Here is a 26,103-nt window from a genome sequence, read left to right as displayed (position 1 = left end):
AAAGAAATTGAAGGGAGCACAAGTTTAAGGCTAGCAAAAACCAGACCAGACAAATCCTGGGCAAAAATTTTCAGACCAGTCCCTTTTGGGTCAATTCCTGCAGGGTCAGGTCCAGCGCCTGACGGATCAGGCGCAACAATTCATCAATATCGGCATGGGTCATGGTCAACGGCGGGGCGATGATCATGCGATCACCCACCGCGCGCATGATCAGCCCGTGACGGAAACAATGGCCTCGGCACACCATGCCGACATCCACCTCGGCCGGGAAACGCTCCCGCGTCTGCTTGTTCTTGACCAGTACCAGGCCAGCGACAAAACCGCAGGTCTCGGTCTGTCCCACCAGCGGATGGTCATTGAGTTCGGCGTAGCGTTTGGCCAGGTAGTCGCCCATCTCGCCGCGCACCCGTTGCGGCAATTGCTCCCGCTCCATGAGGTCCAGATTGGCCAGCGCCACCGCGCAGGCCACCGGGTGGCCGCTGTAGGTGTAGCCGTGGTTGAATTCACCGCCCTTTTCAATCAGCACCTTGGCCACACGGTCCCCCACCATGACCCCGCCCAAAGGGATATAACCACTGGTGACGGCCTTGGCAAAAGTCACCAGATCGGGCTTGTACCCAAAGCGTTCATAAGCAAACCAGTGCCCCAGACGGCCAAAGGCACAAATCACCTCATCACTGATCAGCAAAATGCCGTATTTGTCCACAATGCGCTGGATTTCAGGCCAGTAGCTGGCTGGCGGAATGATGACACCGCCAGCCCCCTGTATCGGCTCGGCGATAAAAGCCGCGACCTTGTCAGGGCCGACTGCCAGGATTTTTTCTTCCAGCCAACCCGCCGCACGCAAACCAAACTCTTCGGCGCTTTCACCAGCACGGCCCAGCTCGTAAAAATACGGTTGCTCAATGTGCGTGATGTTGGGAATCGGCAAATCACCCTGCGCGTGCATGCCACTCATGCCGCCCAGTGAGGCCCCCGCCATGGTGCTGCCATGATAGGCGTTGTGCCGGCTGATGATGACCTTGCGCTGCGGCTGGCCAAGCAAGTCCCAGTAACGGCGCACCATGCGCACATTGGAGTCATTGCTCTCGCTACCGCTGCTGGAGTAAAACACATGCTCGAAACTGCGGCCATCCACCTTGGGCGCCAGCGCGGCCAGACGGGCTGCCAGCTGCACGGCCGGCACATTGGTCGTCTGGAAAAAGCTGTTGTAAAACGGCAGCGTCATCATCTGCTGGTACGCCGCCTCCGCCAGCGCCTTGCGACCATAACCCACGTTGACACACCACAGACCACTCATGGCGTCAAAAATCTTTTCACCCTCGGAGTCCCAGATATACAGACCCTCGCCGCGGGTGATGATGCGCGCCCCGCGGGTGGCCAGATCACCGTGGTCAGTGAACGGATGGATGAAGTGGGCGCTGTCCAGAGTCTGGATATCTTGGGTGGTCAGCGAAGTGGCCGAGGTCATAACGTTCATAAGTCAGCGTTCCGATGTTTTACAAACAAAATTGGGCTCTAGCCCAGATAAAATAACGTTATATTGCTATACATGTAATAGCAAATGTTCACGTTCCCAGGGTGAGATCACTTTCATGAATTCATCAAACTCAAGTTCCTTGATCTCCGAATACACGGTGATGAATTCCTTGCCCAGCACCTCATGCAGGTCGGACTCGCGACGCAGCCACTCCAGCGCATCACCCAGGCTGCGCGGCAAGGCGTAGGGCGACAGATAAGCGTCACCCTTCATCTCGGCCTTGGGCTTGATCTTGTTCTTGAGCCCCAGATAACCGCAGGCCAAGGTCATGGCCAGTGCCACATAAGGGTTGGCATCGGCGCCAATCACCCGGTTTTCCACGCGCCGGGCCGCCGGCGATGAAATCGGTGAGCGGATGCCCACGGTGCGGTTGTCATAACCCCACTCGATGTTGATCGGTGCCGCCGTGTTGCGCGACAGCCGGCGGTAGCTGTTCACATACGGTGCCACCAGCACCATGGCCGCCGGAATGTAGCGCTGCAGCCCACCGATGTAGTGCATGAAGGCATCCGACGGCGTGCCGTCATCGTTGCTGAAGATGTTCTTGCCAGTGGCCACATCCAGAATGCTCTGGTGCACGTGCATGGCGCTGCCGGGCTCACCGGCAATCGGTTTGGCCATGAAAGTGGCGTACATGTCATGACGCAAGGCCGCTTCACGCACCGTGCGCTTGAAGAAAAACACCTCGTCAGCCAACCCCAGCGGCTCGGCATGGAAGAAATTGATCTCCATCTGCCCGGCGCCAATCTCATGAATCAGCGTGTCGACGTTGAGTTCCATCTTGTCGCTGTAGTCGTAAATCTCTTCAAACAGCGGGTCGAACTCGTTGACGGCGTCGATGCTGTAGGCTTGGCGCGACGTCTCGGCGCGGCCACTGCGGCCCACCGGCGCACGCAGCAGCGTGTTGGGGTCCGTGTTGCGGGCCGTCAGGTAAAACTCCAACTCAGGCGCCACAATGGGCTGCAGGCCTTCGGCGGCAAACAGGTCACAAACGCGGCGCAACACGGTGCGCGGGGCAAACGGCACCAGATTGCCCTGGTGGTCAAAACAGTCGTGAATCACTTGCGCCGTGGGGTCGGTGGCCCAGGGCACGATCCGCACCGTAGACGGGTCCGGCCGCAACTGCATGTCGCGGTCGGTCGGGTCAATCACGTCGTAATACGGCCCGCTCTCAGGAAACTCGCCGGTCACCCCCATGGCCACCACTGATTGCGGCAAACGCATGCCACGATCCTCCGTGAACTTGCCGCGCGGCAGGATTTTGCCGCGCGCCACACCGGTCAAGTCGGGCACCAGGCACTCGACCTCGGTGACGTGGCGCTCATTGAGCCATTGCTCCAAATCGTTGAAATTCATTGATTTTTTGTCATTCACTTGATGCTCCTGAAACAGCTGAATGCTGGTTAGCTGCTGTTTGCCAGCGCATTGTGCGGGGATAATTGGTTCAAAATCAGAGCCATTTGATTCAAATCAAAGGTGCCACTTTCTGGTGTGATCACAACCCTGCCAAACAAGCGCTGTACCGCGACCACTCTGCTGCCCCACATGTTGTCCGAACTTCTGCTCACGGAAATCAACCGTCTGAACCAACGAACCCGGCTGCCCCTGCACCGGCAGCTGTACGAGGCCCTGCGCCGCGCCATCCTGGACGGCAAACTCGTCGCCGAAGAGCGCCTGCCCTCCAGCCGCGATCTGGTGCAGGACCTGCAACTGTCACGCAACACGGTCGTGGCGGCGCTGAACCAGCTCACGGTGGAAGGCTACCTGATCAGCCGCGTCGGCAGCGGCACGTATGTCAACCCCAAGGTGCCCCAGCCACCGGCACGCCAGTCGCGCCAGCCGGTCCGCGCGCCGGATCGCCTGTCCCATCGCGGCCAAGCCCTGAGCAGCCGCTTTTGCGCCAGCGAACTCGAAATCCAGCCCTTCACCCCGGGTATTGCCGACTTCAGCGCCTTCCCGGTGGCCCTGTGGCAACGGCTGCAGAACAAACACTGGCGCATGACCTACCCGGACATGCTGGACTACAGCAGCGCTGGCGGCCACGCCCCTCTGCGACGGGCCATCACCGACTACCTGCGCGTGTTTCGCAGTGTGCCGGTGGACATGGAACAGGTCATCATCACCAGCGGCACCCAGGAATCGCTGGAGCTGTGCTCACAACTGCTGGCCGATCAGGGCGACACCGTCTGGCTGGAAGACCCGGCCTACTGGGGCGCGGGCAAAGCCTTCATGGCCAATGGCCTGAACCTGCACCCGGTGCCGGTGGATGACCAGGGCATCGCCCCGCACCCCAGGGACAACAGCACACCACCCCAGCTGATCTACGTCACCCCCTCTCACCAGTACCCCACCGGGGCCGTGATGTCGCTGGCACGGCGCCACCAGATCCTGTCGCTGGCGCGCCAGCATGGTGCCTGGGTGCTGGAGGATGACTACGACAGCGAGTTCCGCTTCAGCGGTCCGCCGATTTCGTCACTGGCCGGACTCGACACCGAAGAACGTGTGCTCTACCTCGGCTCCTTTTCCAAAGTGCTCTACCCCGGCCTCAAACTGGGTTATATGGTGGTCCCCAAAGGGCTGGCGTCAGCACTCAAACGCACCCACTACGACCTGAACCGGCCCGGCCAGATTCCGGTGCAGGCAGCGCTGGCCGAATTCATCGACATGGGCCACTTTGCCAGCGCCCTGCGCAAGGCCCGCCAGAGTTATGCCCAGCGCCGCCACTGCCTGCTGGCGGCCTTGCAACCCTGCCTGAGTGACAGTGCCTACATCACCGGCGCCGAACAGGGCCTGCACCTGTGCCTGCGCCTGCCCGATGCCATCAACGACAAGGCGCTGGCACAACACATCGGCACCCTCGGCCTGATCGTGCGGCCGCTGTCGGCCTACTGCCTCAAACGCCACGACATGAAAGGCCTGATCATTGGCTACGGCTACGCGCCGCTGGCCGAAATCGAACACTTTGGCCCGGTCCTGGCCAAAGCGCTGGCGCAAGAACTGGCGCCCTGAAACCCTGACAGATTGAATCGGTCATTTGCTATATTTTATGTAGCATCATGCGGAATAAATATGCGGGCTAAAGGCCATTTTTACAAAAATTATCCGCTTGTCACAGACCCGTTATCGTGATCTGGCTATGGCAAGGCGTTTGCCCATACCCGCCGCCGCTGCATGATCCCGTTATGATGCCATCCCATTCACCCCGCTTGATCAGCCGCGCAGGTGACCTGGCCTTTTTCGCCTGGCAACACGGCAGATTGCCAAACGTTTCCATCTGCCAACCTTCCGCACCATCTGAGACATGCCAACCCAACCGTCCGCCGCAGTCCCTCGCGTTGGTGTGGGGGTCATCATCGTCAGGGATGGACTCGTTCTTTTGGGCGAGCGCATGGGCTCACATGGCGCCGGCACCTGGGCGTTGCCAGGCGGCCATCTGGAATTCGGCGAATCCGTTGAGGATTGTGCTCGAAGAGAGACCCTGGAAGAAACCGGTTTGTTGCTTCAAACGGTCTCTGCAGCACCGTACACCAATGACCTCATGCTTGCCGAGGGCAAGCACTACGTCACGGTCTTCGTGCAAGCCACCGCCAATGGGGCACAACCCCAAGTCATGGAACCGGCCAAATGCCGGACCTGGCGCTGGTTTCGCTGGAACGCCATGCCTGAGACACTTTTTCAACCGCTCAAGACCCTGGTCCTTCAGGGTTTTGTTCCAGACGGGACAGCCTGAGCCGGCCGCTTGCTGAAGGCCCTGGGCCCAAGGCCGTTTACAAACACTTACCTGCACGGTCGCAAACAACCATTAAAGTCTGCCCTTTGTCGCGGTTCCTCGCGCCGCTCTTGCCTGACTTGTGTCCCATTTGATCTTGAAACCGTTGCTCCCCGTTTTCCTTTCCCGCCTGATGATGTTGTGGGCACTGGCAGTGCCCGTCACCTTTGCCGCCACGCCATTGGACTTGCCCAGTCTTGACGCCTTGATGGACTACCGGCCCAAAATTCCCTTGCGCATCTACACCAGTGACAACGTGCTGATTGGTGAATTTGGGCAGGAGCGGCGTGACTTTGTCGCGATCAAGGACATTCCGCTGCTGCAGAAACAAGCGCTGCTGGCGATTGAAGACGCCCGCTTCTACCAGCATGGCGGCGTGGACTTCAAGGGGGTGGCGCGCGCGGTGGTGGCCGACCTGAGTGGTGGTCTCAAACAGGGGGCTTCCACCATCACCATGCAGGTGGCGCGGGACTTTTTCCTGACCAAGGAAAAGCTGTTTTCCCGCAAGCTGACTGAAGTGATGCTGGCCTACAAAATCGAGCGGGCGCTGACCAAAGACCAAATCCTTGAGCTCTACATGAACCAGATCTACCTGGGGCAACGCGCTTATGGCTTCAGCAGCGCAGCCGGGATCTATTTCGGGAAGAAACTCAATGAACTGAGCCTGGCGCAGATGGCCATGTTGGCTGGCCTGCCTCAGTCACCCGCCAACGTCAACCCGGTGGTCAACCCCAAACGTGCGCAAAAGCGCCAGCAGCTGGTGCTCAAACGCATGCGTGAACTCGGCTACATCAACGACGCGCAATACAAATCGGCGCTGCAGGAAAACCTGCATGTGCTCACGCAGGGCCAGGCATTCAACAGCCATGCGCCCTATGCCGCTGAAATGGTGCGGCAGGCGATTTATGCCCAGTTCAAGGAAGAAACCTATACCCGCGGGATCGTCGTCACCACCACCCTGGTCCAGGCCGACCAGGAGGCTGCTTATGATGCCGTGCGGCGCAATGTCATGGCCTACGACCAACGGCATGGCTACCGGGGGGCCGAAGCCCAGGTGAACTTGCCGCGCCACCCCGCTGAACGCCAGAAGCTGATCGAAGCCACCTTGCAGAAACACCCGTCCAGTGACCGGCTCTTGTCTGCCGTCATTCTCACGGCCTCGCCCAAACTGGTGCGGGCGATGCTGGCCAACGGCGAGGAGATCGAACTGAACGCTGACGGCTTGCGTTGGGCCGCAGCGGCGCTGGCGTCCAATGCAGCGGCAGCGATCAAGCTCAGGCCAGGCTCGGTGATCCGGGTGACCAACGATGGCCACGGCCGCTGGAAGATCTCACAACTGCCCGCTGTGGGTGCCGCTTTTGTGGCGCTGAACAATCAGACCGGTGCCTACCGCGCCCTCGTGGGGGGCTTTGATTTCAATGCCAGTCAACTCAACCACGTGACGCAGGCCTGGCGTCAGCCCGGGTCAACCATCAAACCGTTCATCTATTCGGCCGCGCTGGAAAAAGGTTTTTCTCCGGGCACGCTGGTGAACGACGCCCCGCTGACCCTGAGCAGCGCAGAAACCGGTGGCCAACCCTGGCAGCCCCAAAACGATGACGATGTCTACGCCGGCCCCATTACCTTGCGTACCGCCTTGGCCCAGTCGAAAAACGTCGCAGCGGTACGCCTGCTGCGCGCCATCACGCCGCCCTACGCCCATGACTTTTTATCGCGTTTTGGCTTTGATGTCGCCAAACAACCCGTGAACTACACGCTGGCGCTGGGCACAGGCGCAGTCACGCCGCTGCAAATGGCGCAGGCTTATTCGGTCTTTGCCAACGGCGGTTTTCAAGTCACCCCCTATCTGATCCAAAAGGTGGCGGACACACGCGGCGCGGTGTTGTTTGAGGCCAAGCCAGCGCCGCCGGGGCAGGAGACGGCACGGGTGCTGGATGGCCGCAACGCCTTTGTCACCGACAGCATGCTGCGCGAAGTGACCCTCACTGGGACAGCGGCCAGTGCCTCGCAGACGCTGGGGCGCCAGGACCTGGCTGGCAAGACCGGCACCAGCAGCGATGCCATTGATGGTTGGTTTGCCGGCTACTGCGGTGCCACCACCGCCGTGGCCTGGATGGGATATGACGAACCCCAATCTCTGGGCGGGCGCGAGTTTGGCGCCACATTGGCGCTGCCGATATGGACCGATTTCATGCGCGTCACCCTCAATGGCAAACCGCCGTCCCAGACACCTCAGCCCGGTGGGGTATCGCAGTCCCAAGGGGACTGGATGCTGGACGAGTATGTGAACGCCGGTGCCGTGCGCACCCTGGACCTGGACGAACTACGCGATCTGGACCTCTATCGGCGCTGATGTTCGTGACCGGCCACGCCCATCACAACCGATCCAGCAACCGGTGATAGAGCATACCCAGCACCAGACTGGGTGTGCGCAGCAGTGGCCCGCCCGGAAACGGGTGGTGCCGCAATTGGGCGAACACATCAAAACGCTCGGCCTGCCCGGCCACGGCCTGGGCCACCAGCTGCCCGGCCAGACCGGTGAGCGCCACACCATGGCCGCTGAACCCCTGCAGGTAATAGAGGTTGTCGCCGAGCCGGCCAAAGTCGGGGGCGCGGTTCATGCTGATGTCAACAAACCCACCCCACACAAAATCGATGGGCGCACCTTGCAGTGGCGGGAAAACCTGGCCCAGACGCTGCGCCATCAGCTCCTTGAGCTTGGCTGGCGTGCGTGTGGAATAACTCACCCGCCCGCCAAACAGCATGCGATGGTCGGCACTGAAGCGAAAGTAGTCCAGGATGAAATTGTTGTCACACACCGCAGCGTTGCTGGGCAACAGGCGCTGGCACAGTGCGGCATCCAGCGGCGCCGTGCCAATGATGTAGGTACCCACCGGCATGATCCGCGCCTGCAGCTCCGGCGCCACCTGGGCGCCATATTCGGGCAGGGTACAGTTGCCCGCCAGCACACCAAAACGGGCGCTCACGCTGCCGTGGGCCGTGTGGGCCATCAGGCGCGCGCCACGGTCCAGCCGCAGCACCGCACTTTGCTCGAAAATCCGCACCCCCAGTTGCTGCGCGGCCTGGGCCAGCCCCAAGCCATATTTGAGCGGATGCAGATGCCCGGAAATGGACTCAAACGCGCTGGCGCAATAACGTGGGCTTTGAATATGACGCTGGACGTCGGCCCCGGTCGCCAGTTCGGTGACCAGACCATAGTCACGCGTCATGGTGGCCATGTCCGCTTCCAGTGCGCGGGCCTTGCGCGCCGAGTCGGCCACGTACAGATACCCTTTGACCAGATCACAGTCGATCTGGAATTCGCGCACCCGTTCATCAATCAGTTGCACGGCCTGCACCGATAGGTCCCAGGCCAGCCGGGCCTGCTTCGGCCCCAGTTGCTGTTCAAACGGCGCCTGCCCGCTGGCATAACCCACAATCGCCTGACCACCGTTGCGCCCGGAAGCACCACTGCAGACCCGGTCGGCCTCCAGCAGCACCACCTGGTAGCCCCGGCGTGCCAGTTCAATCGCCGCCGACAGGCCGGCATAACCGGCACCGACCACCACCACGTCCACCGACAGGTCTTCCTGCAAGGCCGGCTGCAGGGGCGGACGCTGCACACTGGCTTCGTAATAACTGTGTTGATTGAGCTGGGTATCTGAATTGAGCAGCATGGCAAATCCTTGTCCAGGGCCTCAGGCCCGTTTGGCCACCTGGCCGCACACATAAGTCCAGACCAGTGTGGCGGCAGCGTTGCTGGTCAGCTCGGCATGGTCATACGCCGGCGCCACTTCCACACAGTCCATGCCCACCATGTTCAGTGGCGCCAGGTCCTCCAGCAGTGTCAACAGCTGGGAGCTGCTCAGGCCACCCGGTTCAGGGGTCCCGGTCCCGGGCGCAAACGCCGGGTCCAGGCAATCAATGTCCAGCGTCAGATAACACGGCCGCTGGCCCAGGCGCTGGCAAATTTGCGCCACCACACCCTGCAGCGCGGCGCCGTCGAGCCCGCGTAATTGCCGGGCGGTGAAGATCAGCCCACCCTGGGCTTGCACATAGTCGCGCACAGCCCGCTCCCCACTGGAGCGCAAGCCAATCTGCACCGTGTGGTGTGGGCTGACCAGCCCCTCCTGAATGGCTTCATAGGTCCAGGTCCCATGCCCGGATGGCTCGCCAAAATGGTCGCTCCAGGTGTCACAGTGGGCATCAAAATGCACCAGCGCCAGTTCGCCAAACTGGGCGCGCGCCGCACGCAGCAGCGCCAGCGTGACCGAATGGTCGCCGCCCAGAAAGACACAGTGGTGACGCGCCATCAGGGCTGCCGCCTGGGACTGGATGCACTGGCGCACCTCGGCCAGCGGCGAGGCATTGGGTAGGGCCATGTCATAGCCGTCACCCAGCCAACCCAAGGGCGTTACATTGAAGTGGGGGTGGATGCCATCACACAGCATCAGGCTGGCACGGCGAATCTCCTGCGGGCCAAAACGGGCCCCCGGGCGGTGGGTGACAGCACCGTCAAAAGGCACACCCACCACCGCAAAAGGCTGCTGCTGCAGCTCGGGCGCGGCCAAAAATCTATTGGTGGCATTGGCGTAGGCAAAACGGGGAGAGGTCATCACACAGTCCTTGAAAATCAGTCCAGGCGCATCAAGGCGCCCCTGGTCGAGTGCTGGTAGTTTCCCCATTTTTGACCCCGGCGGTGGTGCCAATTCAGACCGCCTGCAACAATCCAATGCCACCCGCCAAGGCGCAGTCCACATTCAGGCATGATGCATGTTTTGTGATTGAACACCCTTGGTCCTGACCTCCATGAAAACCGTTGTCGCTCCCCCACGTTGGCTGGCTTATCTGTTGCTGGCATTGAGCATGGCCCTGGTGGGCAGTTATGTGGCGCTGTCCAAACCGCTGGCGGCGGCGCTGCCGGTGTTCCTGCTGGCCTGGCTGCGTTTTGGCATTGGTGCACTGGCCATGCCGCACTGGCTGATCAAACCCGCCAGTGAACCGCCGATGAGCCGCACCACCCGTCAACTGATTTTTCTGGAGTCCTTTCTGGGCAACTTCATGTTCACCATCTGCATGTTGTTTGGTGTCAGCATGACCACCGCCGTGTCAGCCGGCGTCATCATGGCCGCGATACCAGCGGTGGTGGCACTGCTGAGCCGGGTTTTTCTGCGCGAACGCATCAGCCCGCGGGTCGCCGCAGCGATTGGGCTGGCAGCCATCGGCATTGGGCTATTTTCGCTATCAAAACAAGAGCTATCGACGCAGGTTACATCCGGGCTAGAGGGTCATTTTTCTCACAAAACCGCGTGGCTTGGCAACCTGCTGGTGTTTGGCGCCGTGGTATGTGAAGCCGCTTATGCGGTGATCGGCAAGAAGCTCACCGGCAGTGTGTCCCCCAAACGCATCACGGCGCTGATCAATCTGTGGGGTTTTGCCCTGATGACCCCGATGGGACTCTACGCCGCCTGGGCTTTTGACTTTGCCCGTATCAGTCACAACGTCTGGCTGCTGTTGGTGTTCTACGCCTTGGCGGCCAGTGTCTGGACCGTCTGGTTATGGATGACCGGCCTGAAAACCGTGCCAGCGGCACAGGCCGGTGTCTTTACCGTGATGCTGCCGATATCAGCTGCCGCCGTGGGGGTGCTGGTCCTCGGAGAAAGCTTGAGCGGCCTGCAACTGCTGGCATTCGGCCTATGCCTGGTCGGTGTGGTGCTGGCAACCTTGCCAGTGCCACAGGGCAGATCACCGGCCTGAGCGCCCGCCGGATGCGCCGCTGGCCTCAGGCCAGTTGCGTGGCACTCACCACCATGCCGTCGGCATCGGCATACAGCCAGTCACCCGGGCGCACCCAGACGCCCTGGATCTGCACCGGTATGTCCTTGAGACCCTGGTTCTGTTTCTCGGTGGGCATGGGCATGGCCGCCAAGGCGCGGATACCCACCTCCAACGGCGCCAGCTCGGCCACGTCGCGCACACAACCGTCGATCACCACACCGGCCCAGCCATTGCGCGCTGCCGCTGCGCCCAGGTTGCCCCCCAGCAGGGCGCGACGTAGCGAACCGGCACCATCCACCACCAGCACTTTGCCCACCCTCCCCTGGGGTGTGTCAATGAAGCCACATGAGTCCACCGCCGCCTTGACCAGGGAGTTGTCTTCAAAACACTTGACCGTGGTCACCGGTCCGGCAAACACATACCGTGCCCCGAAATCACGAAAGACCGGTGGCAGAACCCGAAAGATCTCGGGGGAGTCTTGTTTGTGTGCGTCACACAAATCACAGGTGGCCAGGCTGAAAGGCATGGGGTTCTTCCTCTGAAAAAAAGAAAAATTGTAGGTTGTGGGCCATACAGCCACAAAATCAGACGACACAGCGTGAATTTATCGTCTTCCCCCTTGGAAAACCGGGGTTTCTCCAGTAGCATCCGCTCCAACCAGCAAGCAAGCTGACTTTGCTGGGGATTGATCAACTTTCAATAGGACAACATACCATGGCAACTGCAAAAAAAGCGCCAGCTAAAAAAGCTGCTCCTGTCACCAAAGCCGCTCCAGCCAAAAAAGCTGTGCCGGTAAAGGCCGCTGCGCCAGCCAAGAAGGCAGCCCCCGCCAAAAAAGCGGCAGCACCAGCCAAGAAAGCAGCAGCCAAGGCCGCTCCAGCCAAAAAAGCAGTCGCCAAGAAACCCGCTGCCAAGCGCACTGTGAACGCTGCGTTCATGAAAGCCTTGACGCCGAGCACCGCACTGGCTGCCATCGTCGGCGCCAAGGCTCTGCCACGCACCGAAGTGGTCAAACAAATGTGGGTCTACATCAAGAACAACAAACTGCAGGATCAAGTCAACAAGCGCCTGATCAATGCTGACGCCAAACTCAAGGAAGTGTTTGGCAAGGCACAGGTCACCATGTTTGAAATGGCCGGCCTGATTGGCAAGCACTTGAAGTAACTCCAGCATTGTCAAACTGTGGGAAAGCCGACGTCAGTCGGCTTTTTCGTTGTGGCATGATGCCAGCCACCTTCAACTTTTAGTCCTCAATGCTGCGTTTTCTTCTCACACGCTTCAGTCTGATCGTGCCGACCTTTATCGGCATGACCTTGGTGGCGTTCTTTTTGATCCGACTGGTTCCCGGTGATCCCATTGAAACCCTGGCAGGTGAACGCGGCATTGACGCGGCACGCCACGCCGAATTGCTCAAGGCCTACGGGCTGGACCGCCCGATCTTGGTGCAATACGGCATCTACATTGGCCGTGTGCTGCAAGGTGATCTGGGTAACTCCATCATCACCCACGCGCCTGTTCTGAACGAATTCACCGCGCTGTTTCCGGCCACCATCGAACTGGCGCTCAGTGCCATGCTGTTTGCCCTGATCATTGGCATTCCGGCCGGCATTGTGGCGGCGGTCAAGCGCAACACCTTTCTGGACCATGGCGTGATGGGGGTGTCCCTCACCGGTTATTCCATGCCCATTTTCTGGTGGGGCCTGCTGCTAATCCTGCTGTTTTCGGTGCAACTGGACCTGACCCCGGTGTCCGGGCGCATTGCCGTGCAATATTTTGTGGAGCCAGTGACCGGTTTTCTGTTGATCGACACCTGGCTGGCCGGTGACAGGGACGCCTTCTGGTCAGCGGTGACCCACCTGATCCTGCCCATGATTGTGCTGGGCACCAATCCGCTGGCGGTGATTGCCCGCATGACCCGCTCGGCCATGCTGGAAGTGCTGGGAGAGGACTACATCCGTACCGCCCGTGCCAAGGGCCTGTCGAGTTTTCGGGTGGTGGGCCTGCACGCACTGCGCAATGCCATGATCCCGGTGGTGACCGTGATCGGCCTGCAAATCGGCGTGTTGTTCACGGGCGCGATCCTGACTGAAACCATTTTTTCCTGGCCTGGTGTTGGCAAATGGATGATCGAGGCCATTGGCCGTCGTGATTACCCGGTGCTGCAAGGCGGCATCCTGCTGCTGGGCAGCATGGTAATGCTGGTCAACCTGCTCGTCGATGTCACTTACGGCATCATCAACCCCAGAATCAGGCACTGACCATGACCACTGTTGCTGATACCTCTCTCCATCATCCCCCGCACCCGCTGCGCGAGTTCTGGGACTATTTTCAAACCAACAAAGGCGCCGTTGGTGGACTGGTGATTGTGGTGCTGGTCCTGCTGATGGCTGTTTTTGCCCCCTGGATTGCGCCCTACGCCCCTGATGCCACCGACGCCAGCGTCTTCCTGACCCCGCCGGCCTGGCAAACAGGCGGCTCCAGCGCCCACCTGCTGGGCACCGATGCCATCGGGCGCGATATCCTGTCGCGGCTGATCCACGGCTCACGCCTGTCACTGGCCATTGGCCTGGCCGTGGTGACACTGTCGGTGGTCTTTGGCACCGTGCTGGGTCTGACCGCTGGTTACTTCCGGGGGGTGTTCGAAATCGCCGTGATGCGGCTGATGGACATCATCCTGACACTGCCCAGCCTGTTGCTGGCGATCGTGATCGTGGCCATTCTCGGGCCGGGCCTGATGAATGCCATGCTAGCGGTGGCGGTGGTGGTGCTGCCGCATTACGTTCGGATCACCCGCGCGGCGGTGATTTCCGAGATGTCGCGCGACTACGTGACCGCTGCCCGCATGAACGGCGCCAGCCATCTGCGGCTGATGTTCAGCGAAGTGCTCCCCAACTGCACGGCACCGTTGATTGTGCAGGCCTCGCTGGGTATTTCTGCCGCCATTCTGGATGCCGCCGCCTTGGGCTTTTTGGGCCTGGGCGCTCAGCCCCCATCCCCCGAATGGGGCACCATGCTGGCCGATGCACGCGAATTTGTGCTGCGCGCCTGGTGGGTGGTCACCTTTCCGGGTCTGGCTATTTTGATCACGGTATTGGCCTTCAACCTGTTGGGTGATGGCTTGCGCGACGCGTTTGACCCGAAACTCAAGCGCTGAAAGACTTTTTGATGGCACTTCTCGAAATCGACAATCTGTCCGTCCGGTTCCCGTCCAAGACCGGCGTCATGCACGCGGTCGACGGTGTGAGCCTGTCCCTGGAAGCTGGCGACGTCCTGGGTATTGTGGGTGAATCCGGCTCCGGCAAAAGCATCACCATGATGGCGCTGATGGGTCTGGTGGCCTATCCGGGACAAATCTCCGCCGACCGACTGAACTTTGATGGCCATGACCTGCTGAAAGTGTCGGAGCGTGAGCGCCGGCAGCTCATCGGCAAAGACATGGCCATGATTTTCCAGGACCCCACCACCAGCCTGAACCCCTGTTTCACAGTGGGTTTCCAGATGGCCGAAACCCTGCGGCTGCACATGGGCCTGGACAAGGCGGCGGCCCGTCGGCGTTCGATTGAGCTGCTGGAGCAGGTCGGCATTCCAGCACCGGAAAGCCGCCTGGGCATCTATCCACACCAACTCTCGGGCGGCATGAGCCAGCGCGTGATGATTGCCATGGCGATTGCCTGCAACCCCAAGCTGCTGATCGCCGACGAACCCACCACCGCGCTGGACGTGACCATCCAGGCCCAGATCCTGGACCTGCTGCGCACCCTGCAAAAAGAACGCAACATGGCGCTGGTACTGATCACCCACAACATGGGGGTGGTGTCCGAGATGGCGCAGCGTGTGGCCGTGATGTATGCCGGCCAGATCATGGAGGAACGCAGCGCCCTCGATATTTTTGAAGCGCCGCAACATCCCTACACCGAGGCGCTGCTGGCGGCGATGCCCGAGCGCAGTGATGGCCAGACCCGCTTGGCCACCATCCCCGGCATGGTGCCCGGCCTGTATGACCGACCCGGCGGCTGCCTGTTTTCCCCGCGCTGCATCTACGCCAATAAACACTGCCGCGACGAACGCCCCAACCTGCGTGAATGGCAAGCCGGTATGGTGCGCTGCCATACCCCACTGGCCACCACACCGCTGGCGCAGGAGGCCTTGGCATGAGCACCCCATCCACCCTTTTCCCGGAGTCCGCAGGCCAGGTCACAGCAACACAACCCGTGGTGGTGGCGCGTGACCTGAAGCAGGTCTACAAGATCAGCCATGGCGCCTTTCGCCCAGCCGACCATCTGCAGGCGGTCAGTGGTGTCTCGTTTGCCGTGTTGCCCGGCAAAACCCTGGCCGTGGTGGGCGAGTCCGGTTGTGGCAAATCCACCCTGGCGCGCATGGTGTCGCTGATTGAAACCCCGGCTGCCGGCCAGCTCAAGCTCGGCGAGGTTGACGTGATGCAGGTCAACGCCAAAGACCACCAGGCCTTGCGCCGCACCGTACAACTGGTGTTCCAGAACCCTTACGGCTCGCTCAACCCGCGCAAAAAAATCGGCGCCATCCTCGAAGCCCCGCTCGAAATCAACACCGCGCTGGACGCCAGTCAGCGCGCCGAGCAGGCGCGCGCCATGCTGGCCTTGGTGGGGCTGCGACCCGAGCACTATGACCGCTATCCACACATGTTCTCAGGTGGCCAGCGCCAGCGTATCGCCATCGCCCGCGCGCTGATGCTCAAACCAGGGCTGATCGTGGCCGACGAACCGGTGTCGGCGCTGGACGTCTCGATCCAGGCCCAGGTACTCAACCTGCTGGCCGATCTGCAACGCAACCTGGGGTTGGCCTACCTGTTCATCTCGCACGACCTGGGTGTGGTGCGCCACATTGCCCATGAGGTGCTGGTGATGTACCTGGGCCACGCCATGGAGCAGGGTGACAAGACCACCATTTTTGCCCAGCCACTGCACCCCTACACCCAGGCGCTGCTGGCTTCCACGCCCGGCATTGTGGGCTCGGGCGCACCACGCCAGCGCATTGTCCTCAAGGGTGAATTGCCGTCACCGCTGAACCCACCCAACGGCTGTGTGTTTTCGACCCGCTGCCCGCATGTCACCGAACGTTGCCAAAACGAACGTCCAGTCCTGCGCGAGCTGGCTGGCAGGCAAGTTGCTTGTCATCTGGCTGAACAATTTACCCAACCCGCTGCAGAGCAGCATTAACCTGTCAGGAGTCCACAAGATGACAAATTCCAAAACAACGGCAAGCCCCAAGTTTGTGCTCAAGCGCACGGCCTTGTGCGCCTTGGCACTCCCAGCCCTGCTGGCCCTGTCGCCGGTATCGGCCAAAACCCTGGTCTACTGCTCCGAAGGCAGCCCGGAAAACTTCTACCCCGGCATCAACACCACCGGCACCTCGTTTGACGCCGGTCTGCAGATTTATGACACCCCGGTCCAGTTCGAGCGTGGCGGCACCAAGGTTCTGCCTGCCCTGGCCGAAAAATGGGACATCTCCAAAGACGGCAAGGAATACACCTTTCATCTGCGCAAAGGTGTGAAATGGCATTCGAACAAAAACTTCAAGCCGACACGTGACTTCAACGCCGACGACTTCATCTTCTCGATTGAGCGTCAGTGGAAGAAAGAAGACCCCTACTTCAAGGTCACCAGCTCCAACCACTCCTACTTCGACGACATGGACATGCCCAAGCTGCTCAAGTCGGTCGAGAAGGTGGATGAATACACCGTCAAGATCACACTGAACGCGCCTGAGGCGCCGTTCCTGGCCAACATGGCCATGCCGCACAACGGTGTCCAGTCCAAGGAATACGCCATTGCCATGCTGAAAGCCGGCACCCCCGAGAAGATTGACCAGGAGCCGATTGGCACCGGCCCCTTCTCGCTGGTTCAATACCAGAAGGACGCCATCATCCGCTACAAGGCCTTCCCCCAATACTGGGCTGGCAAGGCCAAGATTGACGACCTGGTGTTCTCCATCACCCCCGACGCCTCGGTACGCTGGGCCAAGCTGCAAAAGGGTGAGTGCCATGTCATGCCCTACCCCAACCCGGCGGACGTGCCTGCCATGCGCAAGGACGCCAAGGTCACCGTGCTGGAAGCACCAGGCCTGAACGTGGGTTACCTGGCTTACAACACCACCAAGAAACCGTTCGACGACGTGCGTGTGCGCAAGGCCGTTAACATGGCCATCAACAAGAAGGCGATCGTCGACGCGGTTTACCTGGGCACCGGTATCCCCGCCACCAACCCGATTCCGCCAACCCTGTGGTCTTACAACAAGTCGGTCAAGGACGATGCCTATAACCCGGACGAAGCCAAGAAGCTGCTGGCTGCCGCTGGCCTGAAAGATGGCTTCGCCACCGATCTGTGGGCCATGCCGGTGCAACGCCCCTACAACCCCAACGCCAAGCGGATTGCCGAGCTGATGCAGGCGGACCTGGCCAAGGTTGGCATCAAGGCCGAGATCAAGAGTTTTGAGTGGGGTGAATACCGCAAGCGCATGCAGGCCGGTGAACACCAAATGGGCATGTTGGGCTGGACCGGTGACAACGGAGACCCGGACAACTTCCTGAACGTGTTGCTGGGCTGCGCTTCAGCCAAGTCCAACGGCTCCAATGTGGCCAAGTTCTGCTATCAGCCATTTGAAGACCTGATCGCCAAAGCCAAGATCACGTCCAACCAGGCTGAGCGCACCAAGCTCTACGAAAAAGCCCAGGTGATTTTCAAGGAGCAGGCGCCCTGGTTCACCATTGCCCACGCCGTGGCCCTGAAGCCGGTGCGCAAGGAAGTGGTTGACTTCAAGATCAGCCCGTTTGGCTCCCACGTGTTCTACGGTGTGGACATCAAGTGATGTGAACCGTGCCGGGTGACACCGGCTTCCAAACAAAAGCCAGCGCAAGCTGGCTTTTTTTATGCATCAAAACAGGCTCTAGCCCGCATAAAACAAGCCTGAACAGCTTCCCTATTTGTAGCAAATCAAGGCCGATCAAGCTGACGCGCCAGCGCCGCCCGGGTGATGTCACTCAAGGTGCCGCGGGTGCTGATGGCCTCGGGCTCCAGCATCAACTCGATCAACGTGCCCTGCTCACGCGCCAGCGCGGCCAGCAGCTCGGTTTCAAACTGTTCAGTGCGGGTCAGACGCACCCCGGCATAACCATAGGCTTGCGCCAGCGCCGCAAAATCCGGGTTGCGCAGCGGTGTGCCGGTGACCCGCTGGGGATACTCCCGTTCCTGGTGCATGCGGATGGTGCCGTACATGCCGTTGTTGAGCAGCAGAATGATGGTCTTGGCGCCATATTGCACGGCGGTCGCCAGTTCCTGCCCATTCATCAAAAAGTCGCCGTCCCCGGCAATCGTGAACGCCAGCCGTCCGCTGGTGATGGCCGCTGCAATCCCGGCCGGCACCCCATAACCCATGGCGCCATTGGTCGGCGCCAGCTGGGTTTTGCCGCCCTTGGCCAGGCCGTGGTAGCGGTAGAACCGGTGCAACCAGCTGGCAAAGTTGCCAGCGCCATTGGTCAACACCGCATCCACCGGCAAGTGCTTTTGCAGTGTGGCAATGATCTGCGGCATCTGGACCACCCCGCGTTCAGTGTCTGCCGGCAAGGCACTGATCACGGTGGGCTGCAGCCCGGCCAGATAGTCGGCATGGCAGGCCTGGGCCCATTCCAGCCACGGCACGGTGGTTGGCGCGGGCAGGGCCTGCAAGGCCCGAGCCGCCGCCGGCATGCTGGCGTGGATGGCCAGGTCAGCCTGAAAAACACGGTTGAGCTCCTCGGCGCTGGCGTGCACATGCGCCAGCGTCTGGCGCGGCCTCGGCGCCTGGATCAGGGTGTAGCCGCCGGTGGTCATCTCCCCCAGGCGTGGACCCAGCGCCAGGATCAGGTCACTGGCCTGGATGCGTGCGGCCAGCTTCGGGTTGATGCCAATGCCGACATCACCGGCATACAGCGGGTGGTGGTTGTCAAACGTGTCCTGAAACCGGAACGCATTGGCCACCGGCAACTGCCAGACCTGCGCAAAATGCTGCAGCGCCTGCGCCGCCGCTGGCGACCAGCCGCTGCCACCGGCAATCACCAAAGGCTGCTTCGCTTTCAAGAGCATGTCACGCAATATTGACGTGGGCTCAGGGCCCATATAGCTCTCAACCGCAGACAACTTCGGCAACACGGCTGGCAGCGTCCCACCCCGTGGCGGCTCAATCGCCTGCGTCAGCATGTCTTCCGGCAACACCAGCACCACCGGACCCGGGCGGCCATTCATGGCCGTGGCAAAGGCACGGGCCACGTATTCGGGGATGCGCCTGGCATCGTCAATCCGCTCCACCAGCTTGGCCATGCCTTTGGTGCTGGGGCCAAAAAAACTCAGGTAATTGACCTCCTGGAACGCCTCACGGTCACGGGTGTCGCTGGCCACATCACCGACAAACAACACCATCGGCGTGCTGTCCTGAAATGCCGTGTGCAGCCCAATCGAGGCATTGGTGGCGCCCGGCCCCCGGGTCACAAAACACACACCTGGTCGGCGTGTGAGCTTGCCGTGCGCCTCGGCCATGAAGGCCGCGCCCCCCTCCTGCCGGTTGATGATGAACTGGATCTGGTCGCGGTAATGGTGAAAACCATCCAGCACCGCCAGATAACTTTCACCCGGCACGCCAAACGCATGGGTCACGCCTTGGCTGATCAAACACTGCACCAGCAGATGGCCGGCAATTTCAGGAGGATTGGTTGTATTCATAGCCGGGGATTGTGCAATGAAACACCAGCGGCTGAACCGCTGGCACCAGGGCGCGTCAGGCCCGCGCCACCGTGCGGCGCCCCACCCCGAGCGCGGCCACGACGCTGAGCAGCAGCACCAGCGCGGCGCCGAGCAAGGTGGCGCTGTACCAGCCCCGGTCCATGAACACGCCAAAGACCAGCGGCGAGATGGCAAACCCCGTGTCCAGTCCCGAATACACCAGACCGTAGACCCGGCCGGTGGCGCCCTTGGGCGTGGCTTTCTTGATCATCATGTCCCGCGATGGGCCGCCAATGCCCACGGCAAACCCGGTGGCTGCCAGCACCACCATGGTCAAGGTGGGGCCAAAAATGCCAGCACCGCACAAGGCCAGCAACACCGCCGCCGCCGCCATCGACAGGGCCACCACGCGGTCGCTGTGACGCGAGGTGGCTGCCACAAAGCCGCCAACAAACATGCCCAGTGCGCCACACAACATATAGGCGGTAACCGTGAACGTGGCCGACTCAAAACTGATGCCGTGCATGGCCTTCAGGATCGACACCGAAAAACTCTGTATCACCGCCAGCGTCATGGTTGACAGCAAAAAGAAAGCAAAACACCACCACACCACCGGCAGCTTCATGAAGGCCATGCTGTGCTCAGCCGGCGTATCGGCATGGTGCACCACCGCCCGGGTGCTAAGCTGGTCGCGATTCAGCCATAACAGCACCAGTACCACCACAAACAGGCCGGCAGCGCCCAGGTACGCCGTGCGCCAACCGGACAGGCTGGTGATGCTGGCGAAAAAAACCGGTGCGGTGGCCCAACCAAGGTTGCCGGTCAAGCCATGCGCACTGAAGGCGTAACCCAGGCGCGGGGCCGAGACCCGCTGGTTCAGGATCGTGAAGTCCACCGGGTGAAACGTGGCATTGGCCAAGCCGGCCAGAGCGGCCACAACCAGCAGGCCGGCATACCCCGTCACCACCGAAGCCAGCCCGCTGGCCAGCACAAACAGACCCAGTGCCGCAAACAGCATCGGGCGCGCCCCAAACTTGTCCACCACAAACCCAGCGGATGCCTGACCAATACCGGACACCACAAAAAACACACTCATCAACAAACCCAGTTGCGAGTAACTCAAGCCGAACTCCGTCATGAACACCGGAAACAGCGGCGGCAGCAGCAGATGCCCGAAGTGGGAAGACGCATGCGCCAGCCCGACCAGCCCGATGATGGTCGCATCCTGTTTCAACGGCACCGGAAAGCTATTTGGGTTCAAGGTGGTACTTGTCATGCGTCAATGGTAGGGGCTGGGTCACGCGCAGAATTGCGACAAAAAGACAATAATCACCGAAATCCTGCCATGAAACGAAAAACCCGTCTGCAACCGGTGTCGTTTGACACCTCGGCCAATCGCCCGCCCACCGCTGCTCGCCCGGTGCGTAGCCGTGCCCGGGCGCTGGCGATGGATGCCCACATCGAACCGCACCAGCACCCCTGGTCGCAGTTCACCTACTGCGCCAGCGGCCTCATGCAAGTCACGGTGACGCAAGGCGAGGTGCAAACCACCTACATCGTGCCGTCCACCCGCGCCGTCTGGCTGCCCCCGCAGGTGCAGCACAACGTGGTGGTGCTGGAGGCGGCTGAACTGCGTACCGTGGACATTGCCGCCGACGTGCTGCCGCGTGACTGGACCGAATGCCGGGTGCTGGTGGTGAGCAAGCTGTTGCGTGAGCTGGTCCATGCGCTCGAGGGCGCCGAAGCCGGCCCGCGTGAGGACGCGCTGATGCGCCTCACGCTGGACGAAATCACCCACGCCGACACCCAGGCGCTGGGGGTGCCCATGCCCCACCCCGAACACGGCGACAAACGCCTGCGGGCGCTGTGCGAAGCAGTGCTGCGTGAGCCGGCCAGGAAATCACAGTTGCGCGAATGGGTGGCCGAGATTGGCGCCAGCGAACGCACCGTGGCACGGCTGTTCCGCGATGAGCTCGGCACCACCTACCAGCAATGGCGTCTGCAGGCCGTGCTGGCCCATGCCCTGCCCCAACTGGCGCGTGGACTGCCGATTGCCCTGGTCGCCGCCGCCAGTGGCTACCACAGCGACAGCGCCTTTTCAGCCATGTTCAAACAGGCCATGGGCAAGGCACCAAGCCATTTTCAGCGCAAAACGCTACTAAAACAATAGCTTAATGCAGCCTGTTTATCTGGGCTAGAGCCGTTTTATGCCCTACACCTTGATGGGCCAGGCGTGCTGCGGTGTCCGCCACTTCCACCGTGGCCGATGGACCAAACAATTTTGAGTTGGTTCAGCCATGGTTCAGGCAGGCACGCGCAAACTGCTCCCATACCAACCCAAGGAGCTTGTCATGAAACGTCTTGTCATTGCCAGTATGTTTGCCACCGGATGGATGGGGGCCCACGCCGAAACCTATACCGATAACGCCCGCGTCCGCAACGCAGAGCCACAGTACGAGAACGTCAACGTTCCGCGCAATGAATGCAGCAGCCACTGGATCCGAGAACGGGACAACCGCGTCAGTTCCGAAAGGCCGGCGGATCGCCAATATGGCGGCGCCATCATTGGTGGCCTGGCGGGTGGCGTTCTAGGCCACCAGGTGGGGGGCGGAACTGGCAAGGATGCGGCGACGGCGCTGGGTGTGGTGCTGGGTGCCATCGCTGGAGACCAGCTCGCCAACCGCGATCAAGGCGTCCGCTACGACGATGACCGGTATGACACCACCCAACGGGAAGTCAAGCGCTGCCGGACGGTGTACGACACACAAACACGCGTCACAGGTTATCGCGTGACCTACGAATACCGCGGGCAGCACTACACCACCTTCATGCGCACCAATCCGGGCAACAGTCTGCCGGTGCGGGTGACGGTGGATCCGATTGAACAATAGGGCAAGAGAGGTAACCGGTTTACCATTCCGTCCCCCGACATCCAAAGACCTGGTACACCATGAAAGCTCCCATCGTCCTGATCAGCGCCTTGCTGCTCGCACTGGCCACGCCAGTGTGGGCCGAAGTGAGCCGCGATGACGCCGCCGCCGCCGCGCAAAAAAGCAGCGGCGGACGTGTTCTTGCCGTGGAAAAAACCCAGCATAACGGCCAGGCGGTCTGGCGCGTCAAAGTGCTCACCCCTCAGGGTGAAATCAGGATCGTGCTGGTTGATGCCGCCAATGGGCGAACGTTTTAAAAACAGTTCTGGACTCGACGCCGCATGCGCCTACTGCTGATTGAGGACGACGCGATCTTGCGACTTGGCTTGAAGCGCCAGCTCGAAGCGGACGGCTACCGCGTCGATATGGCGGTCGACGGCGAAGATGGCTTGTTCCAGGCGCGCGAATATCCCTTTGACCTGGCCATTGTTGATCTGGGGCTACCCCGGATCAACGGTTTGACGGTGGTGCAAACCCTTCGCGCGGAAGGCGCTACCCTGCCCATTCTGATCCTGACCGCCCGCGGCAGTTGGCAGGACAAGGTCAAGGGCCTCGAAACCGGTGCCGATGACTATCTGGTCAAGCCGTTTGAATACCCGGAACTCGCCGCGCGCGTCAAGGCCCTGCTGCGTCGAGCGCTCAAAGCCAGCTCCAATGTGCTCACACTGGGTGGGTTGAGCATCGACTTTTCGGCGCAAAAGGCCCAGTTCAATGACCTTGCCCTGGATCTCACTACTTTTGAATACCGGGTGCTGGAATACCTGGTCCGCGAACGGGCCAGGGTGGTGAGCAAACAAGAGCTGTCTGACTACCTTTACCCCCATGATGAAGACCGCGACAGCAATGTGCTGGAAGTTCTGGTGGGGCGGTTGCGCCGCAAACTCGATCCCGATGGCACCCACGCCCCGATTGAAACCTTGCGCGGTCGCGGTTACCGCTTTGTGCTGCAGTGAAAATCCCGCTGTCCATCCGAACACGTCTGGTGTGGGGCGCTTTTCTGGTGTTGCTGGCCTTTCTGGCCGGTGCTGGCTGGGCCGTGCAGCGAGCGTACATTGACAGCGTGCGCGCCCAGCACTTTGCCCGCCTGCAAACCACCATTTATCTGCTGATGGCCGGTGCCGAACTCAATGCCAGTGGCTCACTGATCATGCCGGCGAGCCTGGCCGAACCGCGCCTGTCGCTACCGGCGTCCGGTCTCTACGCCAACATTGCCAATCCGGGTAAAAATGAAGAGTGGCAATCGTCCTCGACACTGGGCCTGAGTCTGCCCTTTCAACGCCACCAGGTGACAGGTCAGTGGCAGTTTGACACTGTCCTCGCCCCACCGGCACACCATGCTCCCCGCCCCAACACCGGTCAAGCCTTTTTGATGGCGAGTTATGCCGTCAAATGGACCGTCAACCAGCAGGCGGCGCCGCTGGTTTTTTCTGTGCTGGAGGACAAGACGGCCTTTGACCGTGAGTTGCAGGCCTTTGAGCGAACCCTGTGGAGCTGGTTGGGTGGCGCCGGACTGCTGCTGCTGCTCGCCCAGGCGCTGTTGTTACGCTGGGGGCTGGCCCCGCTGGCGAGGATGGCACGGGAAATCCAGCGCATCGAACAGGGTGAACAAGCCAAGCTGGAGGGCCGCTACCCGAGTGAACTCATTGGCGTGACCCATAACCTCAATGTGCTGATCGACCAGGAGCGTGCGCGGCAAACACGTTACAAGGACGCCCTTGACGACCTGGCGCACAGCCTCAAAACACCGCTTGCGGCATTACGCGCCTCGCTTGATTCTCCCGAAGAACTTCCCGCCATGGTGACGCAACAAGTCACTCGCATGGACGACATCGTGGTGCATCAGTTGGGCCGGGCAGGTGCCAGTGGTGCAGCGCGCTTTGCCCCACATCTGGCGCTGCTGCCTGTTCTGACCCGGATTCGCGACACGCTGTCCAAGGTCCATGCCGACAAGCACCTGGTTTTCACACTGGACTGCCCTACCAGCCTGACTTGGCGGATCGACGAGGGTGATGCCTTCGAGATATTGGGCAATCTGCTCGATAACGCGGCCAAGTGGGCCAGGCAGACGGTGTCGGCACGTATTTGGTCAGACCACAACTGCCTGCACATCCGTGTCACGGACGATGGCCCAGGCATTGCAGACCCACAAGCCGTACTTGACCGACGGGTGCGGCTGGATGAACAAGTGCCGGGCCATGGCATTGGCCTGACGGTGGTCAGGGACCTGGTCGCCAGCCATCGGGGTGAACTGCTGATTTCAGGCGCGGACACCACCGGTGCACAAATCGATATCGTCTTGCGAACGTGAGTGAGCCCGGGCTGGCGATGGTTCTGGCCAACACCCCGCAGGCGTTTGGCGGTGTCCTCGGGAGTTTGATCTACCGAAGTGTAGTTCAAGCCCATGGCGCCAAGGCTGGCATAGGCGCAGTGAATCATGACCGTTAGGTCGATGAGAGAGTCCGAAGGGGGGCAGCGGGCGAATGTGCAGCATGCGGTTCACGATAATGCGCTTATTTACCCCTTCGGGCAGACACCGCCCAACCACTCGGTCTAGGCCCCCTAGTCCGGTGTTGTGAACACAAGCTTATTGATGAAACATTCTCCCAAACACACCGCACTTCTCATCATTGACGTCCAGCGAGGTCTTTGCGAGGGCGAACACGCTGTGTTTGACGCACCACATGTCATTGCCCGGATCAACACCGCCTCGCTCAAGGCGCGTGCTGCCGGCGCGCTGGTGATCCTGATCCAGCATGAGTCCAGCTCCGGTAAGCTGGAATATGGCAGCCCGACCTGGCAATTCGCCCAGGGGCTGAAAATCAGCCCCACCGACTTGCACCTGCGCAAAACCACGCCGGACTCGTTCCTGCGCACCCCTTTGCAGGAACTGCTGCAGCAGCATGGCGTGACCGATCTGGTGATCTGCGGCATGCAGTCTGATTTCTGCGTCGATACCACCACGCGCCGGGCGCTGGCATTGGGCTACCCAGTGGTGCTGGTCAAGGATGGCCACACCACCGAGCACAATGCCCATCTGTCAGCGGAGCAGATCATCCAGCACCACAATCACACGTTGGCCAACATCGCCAGTTTTGGGCCGAGGGTACAAGCCATTGCTGCCGCCGACCTGCAATTTGCCCTGCACTGACCAGGGCGCTGGAACATACCCAGCGAGCACAGGACCATGCAATGGCGCGGGCTTGGCCGTCAAGATACCTGACTCCATGCGGTAACCAGGGATGAACAATCAGTGCTGCCTAGGAAATGAGTTCCACATCAGTCTGAGCACCAAGTTCATCGGCAAAGGTGTCTTTCACCCTGAGAATGTCTGGCAACACTTTCTCAAAGGCTGGAATC

The 26,103-nt window shown here is 60.9% G+C and carries 23 protein-coding genes; 16 read left to right on the top strand and 7 right to left on the bottom strand.

From position 1 onward, the window contains the following. Nucleotides 1–70: 70 nt before the first annotated feature. Both PHW99_RS05150 and PHW99_RS05145 read right to left on the bottom strand, forming a co-directional pair. Nucleotides 71–1,480 (bottom strand): aspartate aminotransferase family protein, encoded by a 1,410-nt coding sequence (locus PHW99_RS05150; protein ID WP_300174445.1) that lies wholly within the window; start codon nucleotides 1,478–1,480, stop codon nucleotides 71–73. A gap of 66 nt (nucleotides 1,481–1,546) precedes the next feature. After that, entirely contained in the window at nucleotides 1,547–2,896 is a 1,350-nt protein-coding gene (locus PHW99_RS05145; protein ID WP_300174485.1) for a glutamine synthetase family protein, read from the bottom strand. A 189-nt stretch (nucleotides 2,897–3,085) separates the two neighbouring features. Here PHW99_RS05145 and PHW99_RS05140 point away from each other — a divergent pair, with 189 nt between their 5' ends. From PHW99_RS05140 to PHW99_RS05130, 3 genes are all read left to right on the top strand, one after another. Then, a complete protein-coding gene (locus tag PHW99_RS05140; RefSeq protein WP_300174444.1) occupies nucleotides 3,086–4,549 on the top strand; it encodes a PLP-dependent aminotransferase family protein in 1,464 nt (487 codons plus the stop codon). Between the two features lie 331 nt (nucleotides 4,550–4,880). Further along, nucleotides 4,881–5,270, top strand: a complete 390-nt coding sequence (locus PHW99_RS05135) for an NUDIX hydrolase (protein ID WP_300174443.1) — start codon at nucleotides 4,881–4,883, stop codon at nucleotides 5,268–5,270. A 172-nt stretch (nucleotides 5,271–5,442) separates the two neighbouring features. After that, on the top strand, nucleotides 5,443–7,662 hold the full coding sequence (locus tag PHW99_RS05130) for a penicillin-binding protein 1A (RefSeq protein WP_300174483.1): 2,220 nt from the start codon (nucleotides 5,443–5,445) through the stop codon (nucleotides 7,660–7,662). A gap of 22 nt (nucleotides 7,663–7,684) precedes the next feature. On the opposite strand, the gene PHW99_RS05125 is transcribed toward PHW99_RS05130, so the two are convergent. Continuing rightward, nucleotides 7,685–8,986 (bottom strand): FAD-binding oxidoreductase, encoded by a 1,302-nt coding sequence (locus tag PHW99_RS05125; protein WP_300174442.1) that lies wholly within the window; start codon nucleotides 8,984–8,986, stop codon nucleotides 7,685–7,687. A gap of 21 nt (nucleotides 8,987–9,007) precedes the next feature. Beyond that, nucleotides 9,008–9,925, bottom strand: coding sequence for an agmatinase (gene speB / locus PHW99_RS05120; protein ID WP_300174441.1), 918 nt, complete (start codon nucleotides 9,923–9,925; stop codon nucleotides 9,008–9,010). A gap of 193 nt (nucleotides 9,926–10,118) precedes the next feature. On the opposite strand from speB, the gene PHW99_RS05115 reads away from it, so the two are divergent. Beyond that, nucleotides 10,119–11,066, top strand: a complete 948-nt coding sequence (locus PHW99_RS05115; protein WP_300174440.1) for a DMT family transporter — start codon at nucleotides 10,119–10,121, stop codon at nucleotides 11,064–11,066. 25 nt (nucleotides 11,067–11,091) lie between these two features. Here PHW99_RS05115 and rraA read toward each other — a convergent pair whose 3' ends face one another. Beyond that, on the bottom strand, nucleotides 11,092–11,613 hold the full coding sequence (gene rraA, locus PHW99_RS05110; protein WP_300174439.1) for a ribonuclease E activity regulator RraA: 522 nt from the start codon (nucleotides 11,611–11,613) through the stop codon (nucleotides 11,092–11,094). Between the two features lie 188 nt (nucleotides 11,614–11,801). Between rraA and PHW99_RS05105 the strand changes: the two genes are divergently transcribed. The 6 genes from PHW99_RS05105 (at nucleotide 11,802) to PHW99_RS05080 (ending at nucleotide 17,930) form a co-directional block, all read left to right on the top strand. Then, complete coding sequence (locus tag PHW99_RS05105) at nucleotides 11,802–12,251, top strand: SWIB/MDM2 domain-containing protein (protein WP_300174438.1); 450 nt, start codon at nucleotides 11,802–11,804, stop codon at nucleotides 12,249–12,251. A gap of 89 nt (nucleotides 12,252–12,340) precedes the next feature. Beyond that, on the top strand, nucleotides 12,341–13,345 hold the full coding sequence (locus PHW99_RS05100) for an ABC transporter permease subunit (protein ID WP_300174436.1): 1,005 nt from the start codon (nucleotides 12,341–12,343) through the stop codon (nucleotides 13,343–13,345). Nucleotides 13,346–13,347: 2 nt separating this feature from the next. Further along, nucleotides 13,348–14,241 carry an ABC transporter permease subunit gene (locus tag PHW99_RS05095; protein WP_300174434.1) on the top strand — a complete coding sequence of 298 codons (894 nt, stop codon included), beginning with the start codon at nucleotides 13,348–13,350 and terminating at the stop codon, nucleotides 14,239–14,241. 11 nt (nucleotides 14,242–14,252) lie between these two features. Next, nucleotides 14,253–15,242 carry an oligopeptide/dipeptide ABC transporter ATP-binding protein gene (locus PHW99_RS05090; protein ID WP_300174432.1) on the top strand — a complete coding sequence of 330 codons (990 nt, stop codon included), beginning with the start codon at nucleotides 14,253–14,255 and terminating at the stop codon, nucleotides 15,240–15,242. After that, nucleotides 15,239–16,282 carry a dipeptide ABC transporter ATP-binding protein gene (locus PHW99_RS05085; RefSeq protein ID WP_300174430.1) on the top strand — a complete coding sequence of 348 codons (1,044 nt, stop codon included), beginning with the start codon at nucleotides 15,239–15,241 and terminating at the stop codon, nucleotides 16,280–16,282. The genes PHW99_RS05090 and PHW99_RS05085 overlap by 4 nt, the downstream gene beginning before the upstream one ends. 19 nt (nucleotides 16,283–16,301) lie before the next feature. Then, nucleotides 16,302–17,930 (top strand): ABC transporter substrate-binding protein, encoded by a 1,629-nt coding sequence (locus PHW99_RS05080; RefSeq protein WP_300174428.1) that lies wholly within the window; start codon nucleotides 16,302–16,304, stop codon nucleotides 17,928–17,930. Between the two features lie 125 nt (nucleotides 17,931–18,055). On the opposite strand, the gene PHW99_RS05075 is transcribed toward PHW99_RS05080, so the two are convergent. Both PHW99_RS05075 and PHW99_RS05070 read right to left on the bottom strand, forming a co-directional pair. Next, nucleotides 18,056–19,816, bottom strand: a complete 1,761-nt coding sequence (locus tag PHW99_RS05075; RefSeq protein ID WP_300174426.1) for a thiamine pyrophosphate-binding protein — start codon at nucleotides 19,814–19,816, stop codon at nucleotides 18,056–18,058. A gap of 55 nt (nucleotides 19,817–19,871) precedes the next feature. Continuing rightward, nucleotides 19,872–21,077 (bottom strand): MFS transporter, encoded by a 1,206-nt coding sequence (locus PHW99_RS05070; RefSeq protein WP_366913045.1) that lies wholly within the window; start codon nucleotides 21,075–21,077, stop codon nucleotides 19,872–19,874. Between the two features lie 84 nt (nucleotides 21,078–21,161). On the opposite strand from PHW99_RS05070, the gene PHW99_RS05065 reads away from it, so the two are divergent. The 6 genes from PHW99_RS05065 (at nucleotide 21,162) to PHW99_RS05040 (ending at nucleotide 25,894) form a co-directional block, all read left to right on the top strand. Then, nucleotides 21,162–21,986, top strand: coding sequence for a helix-turn-helix transcriptional regulator (locus PHW99_RS05065; RefSeq protein ID WP_300174422.1), 825 nt, complete (start codon nucleotides 21,162–21,164; stop codon nucleotides 21,984–21,986). A gap of 181 nt (nucleotides 21,987–22,167) precedes the next feature. After that, nucleotides 22,168–22,707, top strand: a complete 540-nt coding sequence (locus tag PHW99_RS05060; protein WP_300174420.1) for a glycine zipper 2TM domain-containing protein — start codon at nucleotides 22,168–22,170, stop codon at nucleotides 22,705–22,707. Between the two features lie 59 nt (nucleotides 22,708–22,766). Next, nucleotides 22,767–23,003 carry a PepSY domain-containing protein gene (locus PHW99_RS05055; protein ID WP_300174418.1) on the top strand — a complete coding sequence of 79 codons (237 nt, stop codon included), beginning with the start codon at nucleotides 22,767–22,769 and terminating at the stop codon, nucleotides 23,001–23,003. Between the two features lie 24 nt (nucleotides 23,004–23,027). Further along, nucleotides 23,028–23,699, top strand: coding sequence for a response regulator transcription factor (locus PHW99_RS05050; protein ID WP_300174416.1), 672 nt, complete (start codon nucleotides 23,028–23,030; stop codon nucleotides 23,697–23,699). Further along, complete coding sequence (locus tag PHW99_RS05045) at nucleotides 23,696–25,054, top strand: ATP-binding protein (protein WP_300174414.1); 1,359 nt, start codon at nucleotides 23,696–23,698, stop codon at nucleotides 25,052–25,054. Before PHW99_RS05050 ends, PHW99_RS05045 begins: the two co-directional genes overlap by 4 nt. A gap of 282 nt (nucleotides 25,055–25,336) precedes the next feature. Further along, nucleotides 25,337–25,894 (top strand): cysteine hydrolase family protein, encoded by a 558-nt coding sequence (locus PHW99_RS05040; protein WP_300174412.1) that lies wholly within the window; start codon nucleotides 25,337–25,339, stop codon nucleotides 25,892–25,894. Nucleotides 25,895–26,103: the final 209 nt, after the last annotated feature.

Origin of the sequence: Rhodoferax sp. (genome assembly GCF_028689305.1) — a bacterium.
Lineage (GTDB): Bacteria > Pseudomonadota > Gammaproteobacteria > Burkholderiales > Burkholderiaceae_C > Rhodoferax.
The sequence above is the reverse complement of the archived record's forward strand: the minus strand, read 5'-3'. Positions and strand labels throughout refer to the sequence as shown.

Excerpts from the sequence above, each read along its gene's own strand:
- PHW99_RS05150 (WP_300174445.1), bottom strand. The coding sequence starts at position 1,480 with ATGAACGTTATGACCTCGGCCACTTCGCTGACCACCCAAGATATCCAG.
- PHW99_RS05145 (WP_300174485.1), bottom strand. The coding sequence starts at position 2,896 with ATGAATTTCAACGATTTGGAGCAATGGCTCAATGAGCGCCACGTCACC.
- PHW99_RS05140 (WP_300174444.1), top strand. The coding sequence starts at position 3,086 with ATGTTGTCCGAACTTCTGCTCACGGAAATCAACCGTCTGAACCAACGA.
- PHW99_RS05130 (WP_300174483.1), top strand. The coding sequence starts at position 5,443 with ATGATGTTGTGGGCACTGGCAGTGCCCGTCACCTTTGCCGCCACGCCA.
- PHW99_RS05125 (WP_300174442.1), bottom strand. The coding sequence starts at position 8,986 with ATGCTGCTCAATTCAGATACCCAGCTCAATCAACACAGTTATTACGAA.
- speB (WP_300174441.1), bottom strand. The coding sequence starts at position 9,925 with ATGACCTCTCCCCGTTTTGCCTACGCCAATGCCACCAATAGATTTTTG.
- PHW99_RS05115 (WP_300174440.1), top strand. The coding sequence starts at position 10,119 with ATGAAAACCGTTGTCGCTCCCCCACGTTGGCTGGCTTATCTGTTGCTG.
- rraA (WP_300174439.1), bottom strand. The coding sequence starts at position 11,613 with ATGCCTTTCAGCCTGGCCACCTGTGATTTGTGTGACGCACACAAACAA.
- PHW99_RS05105 (WP_300174438.1), top strand. The coding sequence starts at position 11,802 with ATGGCAACTGCAAAAAAAGCGCCAGCTAAAAAAGCTGCTCCTGTCACC.
- PHW99_RS05100 (WP_300174436.1), top strand. The coding sequence starts at position 12,341 with ATGCTGCGTTTTCTTCTCACACGCTTCAGTCTGATCGTGCCGACCTTT.
- PHW99_RS05095 (WP_300174434.1), top strand. The coding sequence starts at position 13,348 with ATGACCACTGTTGCTGATACCTCTCTCCATCATCCCCCGCACCCGCTG.
- PHW99_RS05090 (WP_300174432.1), top strand. The coding sequence starts at position 14,253 with ATGGCACTTCTCGAAATCGACAATCTGTCCGTCCGGTTCCCGTCCAAG.
- PHW99_RS05085 (WP_300174430.1), top strand. The coding sequence starts at position 15,239 with ATGAGCACCCCATCCACCCTTTTCCCGGAGTCCGCAGGCCAGGTCACA.
- PHW99_RS05080 (WP_300174428.1), top strand. The coding sequence starts at position 16,302 with ATGACAAATTCCAAAACAACGGCAAGCCCCAAGTTTGTGCTCAAGCGC.
- PHW99_RS05075 (WP_300174426.1), bottom strand. The coding sequence starts at position 19,816 with ATGAATACAACCAATCCTCCTGAAATTGCCGGCCATCTGCTGGTGCAG.
- PHW99_RS05065 (WP_300174422.1), top strand. The coding sequence starts at position 21,162 with ATGAAACGAAAAACCCGTCTGCAACCGGTGTCGTTTGACACCTCGGCC.
- PHW99_RS05060 (WP_300174420.1), top strand. The coding sequence starts at position 22,168 with ATGAAACGTCTTGTCATTGCCAGTATGTTTGCCACCGGATGGATGGGG.
- PHW99_RS05055 (WP_300174418.1), top strand. The coding sequence starts at position 22,767 with ATGAAAGCTCCCATCGTCCTGATCAGCGCCTTGCTGCTCGCACTGGCC.
- PHW99_RS05050 (WP_300174416.1), top strand. The coding sequence starts at position 23,028 with ATGCGCCTACTGCTGATTGAGGACGACGCGATCTTGCGACTTGGCTTG.
- PHW99_RS05040 (WP_300174412.1), top strand. The coding sequence starts at position 25,337 with ATGAAACATTCTCCCAAACACACCGCACTTCTCATCATTGACGTCCAG.